The following is a 14,550-nucleotide window of genomic DNA, read 5'->3' as shown; positions in this document are numbered from 1 at the left end:
TATTACGCTAAAGGATAAAAAGTTAGGGAAGTAAGATTACTTTCGTCCAATATTTCATGCGTAATATTAGCCATATCAGTAGTGCTAACCGCCTGTATTTTCCTGAAAACGGTTTGCAGATCGTCAATTTTATCATAGTCGATCAGGCTTTTTGCCATAGATATGATCAGGCCGATCCGGTTTTCCTCGCCAAGGGCAATTTGTCCGATGAACTTGTTTTTAGCTTTTTGAAGCTGTACTTCAGTAAGGGGCTTGTCTTTAAGCTTTTTAAACTCTTTAAAAATGAGCGCCCAGGCCTTGTTTACCTTTTCTTTATCTGTTCCGAAATACAGGGTAAAAATACCGGTGTCACTTAAAGGGCTGTAGCCCGTTTCAATGGTATAGGCAATGCCGTATTTTTCCCTGATCTGCAGATTCAGAACAGAACTCATTCCGGTGCCTCCTAACAGGTTATTTAACAATAAAAGACCTGTTTTGTAAGGGTGTTGCAGGGAATAGGCCTGCGCACCCAGCATGGCATGCGCCTGCTGAATGGGCTTTTGAAATGTTTGGGTAATTGGCTCTACTTTGAGTGGTGCAATCCTTGTTGCGGTATGCAGGTTGGCAGGAATGTCTGAATAATGCTTAGAGCCAATTTTTACCACCTTGTTTAGAGAATAATTTCCCAATACGGCAACCACTATTTTGTCGGTATGGTAATTGGTTGCAATGAATTGCAGAATGTCCTTTTTATTCAGCTTGCCCACGCTTTCGGTAGTACCCAGAATGTTCCTTCCTAAGGGGTGCCCGGCAAATACAAGGTCTTCAAAATCGTCGTATATGGCCTCTTCTGGCTGGTCGAGGTAAGAGGCAATCTCATCCAGCACTACACTTTTCTCTTTCTCTATTTCCTCTTCAGGGAAAGTAGAGTGGAATACGATATCGTTAAACAGGTCCAGCGTCCGGTCTAAATAGGGATTCAGAAAAGAAGCGTGGATACAGGTATACTCTTTGGTGGTATACGCATTCAAATCGGCACCCACACTTTCCAGCCTGTTCAGGATCTGGTTGGTATTGCGCTTCTCCGTACGTTTGAAAATCAGGTGCTCAATGAAGTGGGCCAGTCCGGATTTGCTTTCTTGTTCATCCCTGGAGCCACTGTTAACAATAATACAGGCATGAGATATGGCAGATGCGGCCGGCACATGGAGCAGACGGATGCCGTTGGGTAAAGTATGAACGTTGTATTCCATTAAGGGGCAAAGGTACGGAGAAATATATCATGGCATTATAATTTTATTGTACTGTCAATTTGACAACAAAACCAATTTGGAATGCCCCTTGATATGTAGCTGATGTACTTAAAAATGAGTTAACATATGAGCATAGAAGAAAAAGGAACGATATCCATTCACACGGAGAACATTTTCCCAATCATCAAGAAATTCCTGTATTCAGACAACGAGATCTTTTTAAGAGAGCTGGTTTCCAATGCCGTTGATGCGGTACAAAAAATTAAACGCCTGGCAGCACTGGGCCAATACAACGGTGAACTGGGCAACCCACTGGTTGAAGTTGCGGTGGATGAAGAAAAAAAGACCATTACCATTACCGATAATGGCTTGGGTATGACCGCCGAAGAGATTAAAAAATACATCAACCAGGTGGCATTTTCCGGCGCCAGCGAGTTTGTAGAGAAGTTTAAAGATGCCAAAGATGCCAACGAGATCATCGGTAAATTTGGCTTGGGCTTCTATTCGGCCTTTATGGTTGCAGATCTCGTAGAGATCCAGACACTTTCTTATCAGGAGGGTGCCGAACCTGCCCGTTGGGTATGTGATGGCAGTACTGAGTTCGAAATTACGGCAGGTAACAGGACCAGCAGAGGTACCGAGATCATTTTACACATCAATGCAGAATCGGAAGAGTTTTTAAGCAAACACAAGCTGGAAGAGATCCTGGATAAATATGGCAAGTTTTTGCCTGTACCCATTAAGTTTGGTACCAAAACCATACAGGAACCGGATGGGGAGGATGAAGAAGGAAAACCGAAAACCAAAAGCGTTGAGACAGACAACATCATCAATACCACCAACCCGATCTGGACCAAGGCACCTGCAGATTTGTCAGACGAAGATTACCTTGACTTTTATAAGCAATTGTATCCTTTTTCGGAAGATCCGCTTTTTTGGATCCACCTGAATGTAGATTATCCTTTTAACTTAACAGGTGTATTGTACTTCCCGAAAGTGAAGAATGATTTTGATATGCAGCGCAATAAGATCAAATTGTTCTCACGTCAGGTATTCATTACCGATGAGGTGAAAGACATTGTGCCGGAGTTTTTAATGTTGCTGCATGGGGTGATCGATTCACCTGATATCCCTTTAAATGTTTCCAGAAGCTTTTTACAGGCCGACAGCAATGTGAAAAAGATCAACAGCTACATCACTAAAAAAGTTGCTGATAAGTTACAGGAGCTGTTCAATAAAGACCGTAAAGGTTATGAAGAAAAATGGGGTGATATTGGCCTGTTCGTAAAATACGGAATGGTGAGCGAAGAGAAATTTTATGAAAAAGCTAAAGACTTTGCCTTACTGACCAATACAAAACAAGAAAACTATACCCTGGAAGAGTACCGCGATAAGGTGAAAGACATCCAGACCGATAAAAACGGGCAGCTGGTTTACATTTACGCGAACGATCCGTCAAAACAGGATAGCTTTATACAGTCGGCCAATAAAAAAGATTACGACGTATTGCTGATGAATTCCCCAATCGATAACCACTTTGTACAGCACCTGGAGCAGAAGCTGGAAAAAACATCTTTAAAACGTGTAGATTCAAGCGTGGCCAGTAAATTGATCGAGAAGGATGATAACCTGGAATCGGTTCTGTCAGAAGAACAAGCTAAAAAGGTTGCAGCTATATTTGATAAGGCGATCAATAAGCCGGGATACCATGTTGAGGTTGTAGGCTTAAATCCTGATGAACTACCTGTAACCGTAACCATGGATGAATTTATGCGCCGGATGAAAGATATGGCCGCTATGGGCGGTGGAATGGGTTTCTATGGCAATATGCCGGATAGCTATAAAGTCGCCATTAATGGAAACCACAAGCTGATCGGAAAAATTATAGCTGCTGACAATGAAGAAGAGCAGGGCTTGCTGGCCAAACAGGCTGTAGATTTAGCATTGCTTGCGCAAGGCATGCTTACCGGAGCGGAACTGACAGCCTTTGTGAGCAGAAGTGTAGAATTGATATAGCATATAGCTGATGCTTTTCTGAAGAAGATAAAAAGGCCTGGCTACTGCCAGGCCTTTTTATTTATAGCATGCTTTTAAGATCAGCAGGCGAATAATTGATGGATTTTAAGGTCTTGTCGTCATTGGACCTGTATACCAGGAACAATTCTTCTTCTTCCTTATGATAAGCATCGCACTGGTGGTTTTTTCTGTAGTGCGCTATTGTTTCATTCGCTTCTTCAAGCGATTTACAGGCTTTGCTCATGTTGGAACGGTGGACTTCATCAAAAAGAGACTTGAACTTATCACCCAGTCCGAATTCGAGAATGGCACCAGCCAGCACATATTGCAGGTCACATAGTGCATCGGCAACTTCTACAAAGTCGTTCGCCTCAATCGCCTGTTTCAATTCATGGAGTTCTTCAGCAAGTAAAGAAACCCTTAAATTGGCCCTTTCCCGGGAAGGAATGCCTGGTGTTTCTTTTATGGGGTGCTTAAAGGTTTTATGAAATTCAGCAACCTGATTTAATGAATTCGGCTCTTGCATAGCTTTATAGAGTTGTTAGTGATCTGATTAAATTACTTCCGGGCAAAATTAAGTATTCCCGCTTAATATTTCGGTCCCCAGGCTACATCCTTAAAAAAAATATACGCTGCTGTAGCGTTTTTGATGCGGCCATCGTTTTAAGAAGAAAAATAGTTAATGGCCATTAACCTATTGTTGTGTAAAATTTAATAAAGACTCTTGTCGGGCCCTGTCTGACAATTAAAAACAAAAAAGATGAAACTAACAATTAATTTAAAAACGATATTCAAAACATTTATAGCTGCGGTTACCTTATCAGTAGTTTTTGTGGCCTGTTCAAAAGACAGGAGTGAGCCTCAGCAGGTAGCGGGGCTTTCTATTATCATGGCCTATCCGGATACCACAACTTTAGATTTTATCGTCGATCAAACAAGGGTAAACAATGCTAAAGGGTTGAACTTTAACGGAAAAATTGATTATTTAAACCTATTTCCAGGAAACAGAAGGCTGGGCATCACCAAAAGAAATTCCAACAGGTTAATCATGTCCGAGAACTTTAACCTGCTTTCAGGGGTTGGCTATTCTATTTTTGTGGTAGATACCGTTAAGGATAATACCAAAAGATTTCTTTTGACAGAGGACGACCTGAGTGCTCCTGCTGCAGATAAAGCAAAAATCCGCTTCATCAATTTAAGCAAGGATGCCCCTGCATTGAGCCTTAGGATACATGGAAAAGATGCAGACCTGTTTACCGGTAAAGCATTTTATGAATATACCAGCTTTTCTGCTGTTGACCCGGGCGAAAGTGTAACCTTTGATGTCAACGAAGGAACAACACTTAAAACCAGTTTGCCGAATGTTAAAATAGAAAAAGGGAAAATTTATACCATTTACGCCAAAGGGTTTCAGGCTGCTGCAATAGATAGCTTAAAACTGCGCGCTGCAATTTACACACACAAATAATATCTGTTTATATTTGAGGATGTTCTGTAATTTTATACGGGACATCCTCTTTTAAAATTCAGCTGAGGTCTATGAAAAACGTATAAACCCCTAATTGCCTAAAAAGGAATGCTCAAGTTTGAGGACGCTATAGCGGGGTGCTTAAGGAACGACAATAAGAGTAAAGAGATGGTGTATAAATCATTCTATGGATATTTAATGGGCGTAATTTTACGGTATGTTGAGGATAGGAATGACGCGGAAGAGCTTGTAAATGACAGTTTTATAAAGATATTTAAGAATATCTCCCAGTTTAGCGCACCTAAGTATAATGACCAGATGCAAAAAGCCTTTAAAGGCTGGATTGCCAAAATTTCTTCCCGTACGGCAATAGATTTTTTGAGGGGCAAAAGAACATTTCTATACGTTGATGACATGACTGAACTGCAGCAGCCCATTACCGAGCTGAATGCGGTTTCGCAGCTTAATGTGCAGGATATGATGAAGATGCTGAATAAATTACCGGAAACACACAAACTGGTTTTTAATATGTACGAAATTGAAGGCTTTTCGCATGAAGAGATTTCAAAAATGATGAATATCCCGGAAAGTTCCTGCAGGGTTTACCTGACAAGGGCAAAGAACAAGTTGAGAGAACTTTATAAAAACTCTTTGTTAAATGCATACGAACCGACAACACAAATCCGCAAAACATGAAACCGGAAGATGACGGGCTGATTGCCCATATAAGAGAAAGTTTGACGGAACACGAGGAGGCCTATAATCCTGGTGCATGGGAGCGCTTTGAAAAGAAAGAGCGTAAAGGGAAAGGTCTGCTTTGGCTAACAAGTTTAGCTGCGGCAGCAGTGGCCCTGATGATTGGTTTTGCTTTATTTTATACCAGCCATAAAACACTGCATAAAAACCCGGACCTGTATACTAAAATCAGTAAGCCGGTACAGGATACTATCGCTGTGTTGCCGGTCCCGGCAAAAGAAACAGCAGCTGCTCATGGCATAGCCGAAAGACTGAATACTGGAGTTGCACATAACCAGGCGGTAACTAAACAACGCAGCAACAATAACATCAGCAGCAGTCCTTTAATTGTGAATACACAACAGCCTGTGGCACCGATTAGCGCTGTAAGCCCCGTAAAAGAGCCGGCCGTTCAGGAGCCTAAAACAAGTACAGCACCTGTTGCGGTGACTATTGAGAAAAAAGAGGTTATTGTAACTGCTGCAGATTCGGGAGTTGTGGCTAAAACCCAGGAAAAGACAAATAAGCCACTTAGTTTTCAGGAGTTTCTGAACGCAGAAGTAAAGACCAACCCGCAGGTTGCCCAAACAAAATCGGTCGCCAAAAAGAGCGATAAATGGGAAATGGGAGTTGTTGTGGCCCCGTCTATAGGCAACGGTAAAAAACTGAACATGGGTTATGGTGTAAGCATGGCTTATGCATTGTCCAATAAAGTATCTATCAGTTCTGGAATTTCTTACAGTGAAATGGGCGCATCTAAAGACCTCACAAATAATGGCGAAAGAGCATTTAACAGTCCCGGTCCGGCCTCGGCAATGGTTAGGGAAACAAAAAGCCTGCAATCTGTTGATGCCAACCTGGTAGGACTGGATATCCCGATAGAGATCAAATATTACTTCAATAAAAAATTCTATACCAATGTCGGGCTCTCTGCCTTTGCCGTATTAAGCCAGAAACAAAGTAACAATTACCTGCAGGGGGTGGTAGAAAATGACCTGAGCAACCAATCGGGGTTTTCGGCTGTTTATACCACGAAAAGTGTTTCTGAGGCAGTTCCATCGGCTGAAGTGAGGAACGACAAATATCTCGGCTTTTACAACATCTCCTTTGGCTATAAGCAAAAAATATCCGACAAACGTGCTTTTGCTGTAGAACCCTTTCTGAAGCTGCCGGTAAAAGAATTTACAAAAGAAAACCTATACCTGCTGGGTACAGGTATAAGGTTAAAGTTTGATTTCTAATGGCGGGGGCCTTTCTTTTCCGGCATTAAGATAAATTCGGCCAGATTTTCGCCACCGGCATATTGCCGCGCAGCAGTGCGGACACTTTCAGGGCTTACTTCACCAAGAAGCTTATTGTAGGACGGTTCTGTTTCGGGTTTATCCCTGTTCATGTACTGGTTTCTCAGGTAATATACCCACCAGGTATTGCTTTCCACCTGCGTTTCGCGCATGCGCAGTTGCGCTGCCATAAACTTCTGTATTTCTGCCGGTTCGGGCCCTTCTCTTTTTAAGCGCTCCACTTCTTCTTTGCTGGCCTCAATTAAATGCTGTACATTTTCGGGGGCACAGTTAAAGCTGATGGTGATGCTGTATCTTTGAACGGGGATATTGCCATAACCCACATTTACAGATGGGGTATATACACCGCTTTCTTTTGCCCTTAAACGGTTCAGGATCCTGTAATTGATCATTTCCTTTAAGGCTTCCAACTGAATGTTGTTCAGGTCATTGTAGGTATAAGTGCCGCTATATACCAGCTGCACCCTGCTTTTTGCTTCGATACCCTTATAAACGGTTTTGCTTACCTGGCCCCTGGGCGTGCCAAAGCCAGCGTCTTTGTAGTGCTCTTTTCTGTGGATGGCCGGCAGGTTTCCCAGGTATTTTTTGATCAGGGGAATGGCCTTTGCCGTATCTATCGCCCCCACCAGTATAAAAGTAAAATCACTGGCATCAGCAAAACGATCCTGATAGAAACGATAAGCCTGGTCTATCGATGTACCATCCAGGTTTCCCGCTGTTTTTCTGGGGTTATAGCTGTTTAAAACAGCTGTAACGGTATCCTGAAAAACCAGGTTAGGACTTGCACTTCGATTGGCCATACTGGCTTCCTGTTGTGAAATGATGGCCAACCAGGCCTCAGGATCTTTGCGGGGCTGTGTAAAATACAGGTATATCAATTGCAGTGCTGTTTCCAGTTCAGTTGGCGAGGCACTTCCACTCAGACCTTCTGTAAAGTCGCTGATGGAGGCCGAAAGATTTACCGAACGGCCGCTCAGCATTTTATTCAGCTGTGCCCGTGTCAGCTTGCCCAGGCCACTCCGGTTTACCAGTAATGCTGCCAGCGCGGCTGAATGGTATATAGAATCTGCGGCAATAGATGTACCGCCATAACTGTATCCATTGATGATAATCTGGTCATTTTTAAAACGTGTCGGTTTGAGTATTACCCGGGCACCATTGCCTAAAATGAGTTCGGAAACCCCGGTGCCGACATTGGTTTTTGCCGCACTTATAACACCGCCCTCCGGTAGGTTGTCCAGCAGTTTTGATGGAACGGCCTCGCTCTGGTAGGGCTGCAGGTTCCTGCCGGAATCACTGATCCAGGAAAGCAGTTTTTTTTGATCAGGAAGCAGGGCTTTGTCCTTTTCCGGCGCTTCTATAATAATTACCCGGTTCTCTGTGCTGTTCAAAGCGCGGATCAGTTTATCCAGCTGCTCAAGCTTAATCTTAGCGAGGTTATTTTTCAGGAAATGATACTCATAATCGATGCCGGGAATGGCTTCTCCCTTTGTAAAGTGATTCAGGTATTCGGTCACATAAGCGGCAGAACTGTTCTTGTCGCGTTCTTTCCATTGTCTTTCTATGGTATTGAAAAGCGATTTCTTTGCACTTTCTAGTTCAGCCTGGGTAAACCCGAATTGCCTGGCCTGTTCATTAACCGCAAGTATTTTTTTTGCTGCCTGTTCCAACTGTCCCGGCTTGGCGGTTACCGCAATTGTAAAGGCATCAATATCAGCCAGAAAGCGGCCATAACCAATAGAGCCGATCAGCAAGGGAGCATTGGCCTGCTGTCTCAGTTCAGCAACACGGCTACCCAACATCCGGTTCAGCAGGCTCCGGCTTAATGATTCTATCAAATCGGCACTGGTTCTGACCGCTTTACCCTGGTGCCGTACAATAATCTGCATCCTGGTACTGGTCTGCTCGGGGTCTGTAATGATTTTTATTTGTGTGCCTTTATCAGGGGGAATGGAATAGTTTATTCTTTTCCTGCTGTGCATCGGATTTTTTAAAGTGCTGAAATTTTCCCTGATCAGCCTTTCTACCAGCTTCGGGTCAAAATCACCAACGGCAATAACGGCCTGAAGGTCGGGCCGGTACCAGTCCTTATAAAACCTTTTGATCACATCAGGTTTAAAGGTTTTTAACAGCTCATCTTTGCCAATTGGCATGCGACTGGCGTACCTGGAGTTGTTCAGCAAGGCAGGTATTACCTGTTTCTGAATGCGTTCTGCCACATTTTTGCCCCTTGAGCGTTCTTCTTCTAAAATGATCCCGCGCTCCCTGTTTATTGCCCCCTCTTCAAAAGTAACCAGTCCTGCCCAGTTGGCCATCATGCTGAAGCTCTTTTTAAAAACGGCCATACTATCTGTTGGCAAAGGGAGCTTGTATATCGTTTCATTAAAAGAAGTAGAAGCGTTTACATCCGCACCAAACTTTACCCCGGCCTTTTGGAGGTAATTGACCAGTTCATTTTTAGGGAAATCCCTTGTACCGTTAAAAGCCATATGTTCTGTAAAGTGGGCAAGGCCCAGCTGGTCATCATCTTCCATTAAGGAACCGACATGTGTAACCAGGTACAGGACAGCCCGTTTTGCCGGTTCGCTGTTTTTACGAATGTAATAAGTAAGCCCATTGGGCAGCTTGCCGATTTTAACTGCCGTATCTACCGGCAACAATCCGGCCTTAGCGGTGGTTTTTGTTGTATGCTGTGCCATTAACGGTACAGCATACAATAGCATTACAGTAAAAAATAAAAAATGATTCTTCATGCCAGGTGGTTAATTGTTTTTCATTCCCGGATTGGCATTGATCACACTTTGAGGAAAACGAATGGCAAACCTTTCAGGTTTTAAAGTATAGGTAGTTACCGCCCCTGTTGCCGATACATATTTGTGGGTATAGGGCATTTTGCCGGCAAATAAAGGATCTTTATACAGACGGCGCATGTCAAACCAGCGATAACCCTGCATAGAAAGCTCCCGTGTCCGCTCGTCTATGATAAAGCGGATCAGCGCATCTTTATCGGTAATGCTTACGGTAGCGCTGGTTGCAGGCATCCTTTTCTTTCTCAGGGCCTCCAGGTCGGTTACAGCTCCGCCGATGTCGCCCGTACGGGCTTTACATTCTGCACTCAGCAGGTACATTTCGGCTAAGCGAACACCATATTGTGTGTTGTAAAAACCGATGGCCCGCATCGGGGCCGGGGCTCCGGGAGGATTTGGTGATACGATGGTCCCGCCTCCGTAAGGTTGGCTGGAGAACAGCTTAAGGCGGGTATCATTTGCGGTATACAAAGCCACAACTTCGGGTGCCAGCAAAATGTCGGCCCCGTTTAACGACCAGCTATTGTTAAAGCCCCGGTCCAGCAAAGTCTCTTCGTGCAGGTCTCCGGAAGGTACACCTGATAAATAAGCTTTAGGGGTGGTGGTCACATTATAGCCCCAGGTACCACCTGTAGCCAGGGTTACATTGTAATCATATAATTTAACCACAAAATTAGTGGGCAGGTGCGTAAATGCATTGCTGATCTGGGTAAGGCCCTCCGTATAGCGGCCCATAAATACATATACTTTAGCCAATATGGCCTCTGCTGCGGCTTTGGACATCCGTACGCGGGCCGCAGATTGGGGGGGCAAGCCAGCAATGGCCTTTTTAAGGTCGTCAATAATAAAATCATATACTTCGGCTACCGAAGCCCGGGTAAATTTTGTTTCTGCCACATCTGCGGCAGTAATGATCGGATAGCCCGGATCTGTTTTAGAGGTTGTTTCATTGTAAGGCAGACCAAAATAATTGATCAGCATGAAATATGACCAGGCGCGGTTGGCATAGGCTTCGGCCTGCAGTTCTGCCTTTTGCTGCTGAGAACCGCCTTCAGAATCCATCACCTCATTGATCACTTTGTTGTAAATATAGATCTTGGGCATCAGCAGGCTCATCTCTGTGGCATTGTCTTCCGGTTCATACACCTCATCTTCCCAGCGGAAAAAGCGCTGCGTTCTCAGTGTGGCCTTGGCATAAAGCGGATCGGCAACAATGGCATCGTCGCCCATAATTACTGCAGAAGTTGGAAGGCCGATGCGGATCGCGCCCCAGTTAAACATCAGGTCATATTCAGCGGTTTTTGAAGCAATCAGTTTTCCCTTCGGATTAACGTTCAGAAAGTCTTTTTTGCAGGCATTTAATGCAGTCAGCACGAACAGCACAACAGCTATTTTGGTTAATAATCTCTTTTTCATAATCGTTCGTTTAAAAAGTTACGTGAGCGCCCAGGGTAAAGGTTTTTTGGTTGGCGGGCATGTTCCTGGTACCCGATGCCGCACTTTGAAATTCAGGGTCTATGCCATAATCATTGGCTTTCCACAATAGGATGTTGGAAACCTGGAAACGGAAACTGATGCTTTCTGCCCTGATGCTGTTCAGCAGGGCCTTTGGCAATTGATAAGCTAAAGTAATGTCCCTCAGTTTGATATACGAGGCATCAACTACATTTTTATCTGCCAGGTAGTAGTAGTTCAGTTCGCGGGTGTCGGTTTTTGAACCCACATAGGCCGGGATATCTGTAAAGGCCTCATCACCTGAAGCTTTCCAGCGGTTTGCGAAATCAGAATGAACATTTCCGGTAGTGAATGAGCCTACATCAGGTACCAGCCTCCCGCCTGAATAAAAGCGGTTGACATCTTTGCGCATCACAAAACCAAGGTTATAAACGGCATTGAACTGCAGTCCGAAATCCCTGTACTTTAGACTGTTGCTAAAACCCCCGGCCCATTTAGGCTGAAAGCTGCCCATATAAACGATATCGTCTGGTGTGGCCACATTTTTGGCTGTACTTACGGTACCATCATTTAACCTTACCTGCGGCGCACCGGTATTGTCGAGCCCCGCGTATTGATAAGCGAATACGGCATAAGCAGAATATCCCTTAATAAAACGTTGTTCTACTTTCCCGCTGCCGGTAGTAATGGCGGTTTTACTGTAAAGGTCGGTCACTTCATTTTTGTTATAGCCCAGGGTCAGTAAGGTTCTCCAGCTAAAATCCCTGGTATTGATGTTTAAAGAACTGAGGTTCAGTTCAACCCCCCTGTTTTTTAGGGCGCCCTGATTTCCTTCTATGGTAGCAAAACCGGTAAAAGGGTTCACCTGCAGTTCGCCGATCAGGTTCTCTGTTTTTTTGCTGTAAACATCAACAGAGCCGTTCAGGCGTTTAAGTATGGAAAAGTCGACCCCAAAATTGAGTGTTTTTGTCGATTCCCAGGATAAGCTCTGATTGCCAGGGGTAGACAGGACCAGCCCTTTACCCCCGGGGAAAATGGCATTGGCCTGTGCGGCAAAAATATCATAAGAAGCCGCACTACCTGGTATAGGGGCATTACCGGTAATGCCGTAAGTACTACGCAGGTTAAGGCGATCTACCCATTTAACCTGATCCATAAAGCCTTCGTTGCTCAACAGCCAGCCCGCGCCTACACTCCATACCGGCCTGTTCTGGGCCGATTGGTCCTTCCCGAAAAGGTTAGACTCATCAATGCGCCAGCTGCCATTTAAAGTATACCTGTTGTTAAAGGTATAGCCAAGGTTGGCATAGTAAGAAAGGAAACGGACATCAGCTTCATTGGCTGAAAAATTCCTGATGTCCAGTTTATTGGCACCAGACCCTCTTGGTAAAACTCCTGTAACACCTGTTACGGCAAGCATTTTATAATCCACCTGGCCTGAAGTCAGTAATTGTTCGTCATAACCCCTTACAATGCTGCCATTGCCGGTGTTGAATGTTTTGCGGATTTCCTGCCCAAATAAAGCAGTGATCTGGTGTTTCTGGTTATCAAAAGAATGGTCAAAGACCAATTGGTTCCTAACATTCCAGTTTTCCTGCAGGTTGTTGGTCACTTCATAAATGGCCCCTGTTTCGGGCAGGTAATAAGTAGGTTTGGTTGCCGGGGCAACAGCCGCTACAGTAAACTGAGCCAGCTCACGTCTGAAGGTAAAGCTGTCGTCGCCATCATAGCTCCTGGTTTTGGTATTGCCTTTGACCAGGCCATACACGCCCTGGAACTTCAGGCCCTTAATCAGGTTTACATCTAAACCGGTGTTTATCCGCGCCAGCATGCTGTTGGAGTTGTTGTACCCGCGGTTTATTTCATCCAGCGGGCTGTAATTCAGGTCAATCAGACTTTTGCTTTCGAAAGTTGCCCTGTCTGCATCTGGCAGATATAGCCAGGGCATAGAAATGTTGCTGCCGTTCTGGTCCTGGAACAATGCATAAGGAAGGAACATATTGTTTGGGCGGATATTGCGTTTTGCCTGTGCCGTAGTATTGGTCAGGTCGGTGATGAGGTACAACTGGATCCTGTCCGAGAACTTAAAGTCCTGCCGTAAATTGATTTTATAAGTATTATTGCTGGCCCCAGGACTGCTATTGAGTGTTCCGGTATAAGCTGCCGAGCCGTAAAAGTTATACTTCTCCGTTCCTCCGCTTAAGGAAAGCGTGTGGTTGGTGAGTAAAGCGTTGCGGTACAACAGCTCGTTGATCTGTTTCTGATTGCTGGTATTTGCCAGATCGGTCAATTGCTGTTCATAAGCGGCTACCTGCTGCGGGCTAAGCGTTTTATCTGCAAGTTTATATAAGAGTTCTTCATGCGCAGGAACAGGTTTCCAGGTAGTAGGACTAAACTTTGTAACCGAAGCGTAAGTGTTCAGTACAGGATCAAAAATGTCTCGCGCAGCCTGTATAAACTGACTGCTGTTCAAGGCCGGCAGGTAATCGGTTTCAGGCCTGCCCTGAAAATTCACAAAACCGTCGTAGTCTATCCTGATCCTGCCGGTATTGCTCCCTTTTTTGGTGGTAATGACAATTACCCCATTGGCGGCGTTAGAGCCCCATATAGAGGCCGCAGTGGCATCTTTTAGTACAGTAATGTCGGCCACGTCATTTGGGTTAATGGAGTTTACATTGGCGCCGTCCAGCACAATCCCGTCTACTACAAAAAGCGGCGAAGCTGTAGCATTGATAGAGGTAAGGCCCCTGATCAGTAAGGTCTCGGTGCCGGGGGCATTGTTAACTGTAAGTCCGGGTACCAGTCCGTCTAAACGCTGGGCAATGTTCATACTTGATGAACGGCTGTTCATGATATCCAGGTCTGGCTTGGCAAAAGACCCGGCACTCCGCTCCCGGGAGATGCGCTGGTAACCTGTCGATACCACTTCCACGTCTTTTAGCTGCGAAACGTCAGGTTTCATGTTTACATTTAAAATGCCCCCTGAATTGGGCGAAAGTTCTGCTACCTGATAGCCAACGAAAGTAAACAGCAGCAGGTCTTCCCTGTCGGCCGCAATTACATAATTCCCCGAATTGTCTGAACTGGCCCGGCTTGTTTTATCCTTTACCGTAATGTTGACCCCTGGTAAAGGCAATCCGTTTTCATCAGTAACATTTCCTTTTATTATACCACGTACAGCAGTACCAAGTGTTATTCCGGCTGCGTTTTGGAATGACTTGTCATCTTTATTGATGATGGCATAGTGGTTGTCGCTTACGTAAAGAAACAACAGGTTGTTGGGATATAGAATGCCTTTTAATACCTCTTCTATAGACTGTCCATTTGTTTTTTCCAATGCGGCCGTGGTCGTTTTGCCACGCAGCACAGCCGGTTCGTAAACAAATTTGGTCTGGTATTTCTCTGTGATCTTTTTTAAGGCCTCTGCAACAGGCATTGCTTTATTCACCTGAGCATGCGCCTGGTTCAAATAGAGGACGGACAGTACAAGGCAAAATACTTTAATAAGGCAGGTAATGGTTTTCTTCATCGTTTGG

General features: G+C 44.7%; 9 protein-coding genes. 4 read left to right on the top strand and 5 right to left on the bottom strand.

Annotated features, from left to right (window positions below):
- Window positions 1–2 precede the first annotated feature (2 nt).
- On the bottom strand, window positions 3–1,232 hold the full coding sequence (locus HDC92_RS03725; protein ID WP_183872427.1) for a M16 family metallopeptidase: 1,230 nt from the start codon (window positions 1,230–1,232) through the stop codon (window positions 3–5).
- 126 nt (window positions 1,233–1,358) lie between these two features.
- On the opposite strand from HDC92_RS03725, the gene htpG reads away from it, so the two are divergent.
- Window positions 1,359–3,248: a molecular chaperone HtpG gene (gene htpG, locus HDC92_RS03720; RefSeq protein ID WP_221270915.1), complete on the top strand. Its 1,890-nt coding sequence runs from the start codon at window positions 1,359–1,361 to the stop codon at window positions 3,246–3,248.
- A 61-nt stretch (window positions 3,249–3,309) separates the two neighbouring features.
- Here htpG and HDC92_RS03715 read toward each other — a convergent pair whose 3' ends face one another.
- Window positions 3,310–3,774: a nucleoside triphosphate pyrophosphohydrolase family protein gene (locus HDC92_RS03715; RefSeq protein ID WP_012780231.1), complete on the bottom strand. Its 465-nt coding sequence runs from the start codon at window positions 3,772–3,774 to the stop codon at window positions 3,310–3,312.
- A 234-nt stretch (window positions 3,775–4,008) separates the two neighbouring features.
- Between HDC92_RS03715 and HDC92_RS03710 the strand changes: the two genes are divergently transcribed.
- From HDC92_RS03710 to HDC92_RS03700, 3 genes are all read left to right on the top strand, one after another.
- Window positions 4,009–4,716 (top strand): DUF4397 domain-containing protein, encoded by a 708-nt coding sequence (locus HDC92_RS03710; RefSeq protein ID WP_012780232.1) that lies wholly within the window; start codon window positions 4,009–4,011, stop codon window positions 4,714–4,716.
- Between the two features lie 108 nt (window positions 4,717–4,824).
- On the top strand, window positions 4,825–5,412 hold the full coding sequence (locus HDC92_RS03705) for an RNA polymerase sigma factor (RefSeq protein ID WP_183872425.1): 588 nt from the start codon (window positions 4,825–4,827) through the stop codon (window positions 5,410–5,412).
- Entirely contained in the window at window positions 5,409–6,692 is a 1,284-nt protein-coding gene (locus HDC92_RS03700) for an outer membrane beta-barrel protein (protein ID WP_012780234.1), read from the top strand. The genes HDC92_RS03705 and HDC92_RS03700 overlap by 4 nt, the downstream gene beginning before the upstream one ends.
- Here HDC92_RS03700 and HDC92_RS03695 read toward each other — a convergent pair.
- From HDC92_RS03695 to HDC92_RS03685, 3 genes are read right to left on the bottom strand one after another with little or no spacing between them, the layout of a single operon-like run.
- The gene (locus HDC92_RS03695) at window positions 6,689–9,505 is read right to left on the bottom strand and encodes a M16 family metallopeptidase (RefSeq protein ID WP_183872423.1); all 2,817 of its coding nucleotides are present in this window, start codon (window positions 9,503–9,505) and stop codon (window positions 6,689–6,691) included. The genes HDC92_RS03700 and HDC92_RS03695 overlap by 4 nt on opposite strands.
- A 9-nt stretch (window positions 9,506–9,514) precedes the next feature.
- On the bottom strand, window positions 9,515–10,975 hold the full coding sequence (locus HDC92_RS03690) for a RagB/SusD family nutrient uptake outer membrane protein (protein WP_183872421.1): 1,461 nt from the start codon (window positions 10,973–10,975) through the stop codon (window positions 9,515–9,517).
- Window positions 10,976–10,985: 10 nt separating this feature from the next.
- Window positions 10,986–14,543, bottom strand: coding sequence for a SusC/RagA family TonB-linked outer membrane protein (locus HDC92_RS03685; protein WP_183872419.1), 3,558 nt, complete (start codon window positions 14,541–14,543; stop codon window positions 10,986–10,988).
- Window positions 14,544–14,550: the final 7 nt, after the last annotated feature.

Source organism: Pedobacter sp. AK017 (genome assembly GCF_014200825.1).
In the GTDB taxonomy this organism is placed as follows: Bacteria; Bacteroidota; Bacteroidia; order Sphingobacteriales; family Sphingobacteriaceae; genus Pedobacter; species Pedobacter heparinus.
Note: the sequence above shows the minus strand (reverse complement) of the source record. Positions and strands in the feature narration are given on the sequence as shown.

Excerpts from the sequence above, each read along its gene's own strand:
- HDC92_RS03685 (WP_183872419.1), bottom strand. The coding sequence starts at position 14,543 with ATGAAGAAAACCATTACCTGCCTTATTAAAGTATTTTGCCTTGTACTG.
- HDC92_RS03705 (WP_183872425.1), top strand. The coding sequence starts at position 4,825 with ATGCTCAAGTTTGAGGACGCTATAGCGGGGTGCTTAAGGAACGACAAT.
- HDC92_RS03695 (WP_183872423.1), bottom strand. The coding sequence starts at position 9,505 with ATGAAGAATCATTTTTTATTTTTTACTGTAATGCTATTGTATGCTGTA.
- htpG (WP_221270915.1), top strand. The coding sequence starts at position 1,359 with ATGAGCATAGAAGAAAAAGGAACGATATCCATTCACACGGAGAACATT.
- HDC92_RS03710 (WP_012780232.1), top strand. The coding sequence starts at position 4,009 with ATGAAACTAACAATTAATTTAAAAACGATATTCAAAACATTTATAGCT.
- HDC92_RS03700 (WP_012780234.1), top strand. The coding sequence starts at position 5,409 with ATGAAACCGGAAGATGACGGGCTGATTGCCCATATAAGAGAAAGTTTG.
- HDC92_RS03690 (WP_183872421.1), bottom strand. The coding sequence starts at position 10,975 with ATGAAAAAGAGATTATTAACCAAAATAGCTGTTGTGCTGTTCGTGCTG.
- HDC92_RS03725 (WP_183872427.1), bottom strand. The coding sequence starts at position 1,232 with ATGGAATACAACGTTCATACTTTACCCAACGGCATCCGTCTGCTCCAT.
- HDC92_RS03715 (WP_012780231.1), bottom strand. The coding sequence starts at position 3,774 with ATGCAAGAGCCGAATTCATTAAATCAGGTTGCTGAATTTCATAAAACC.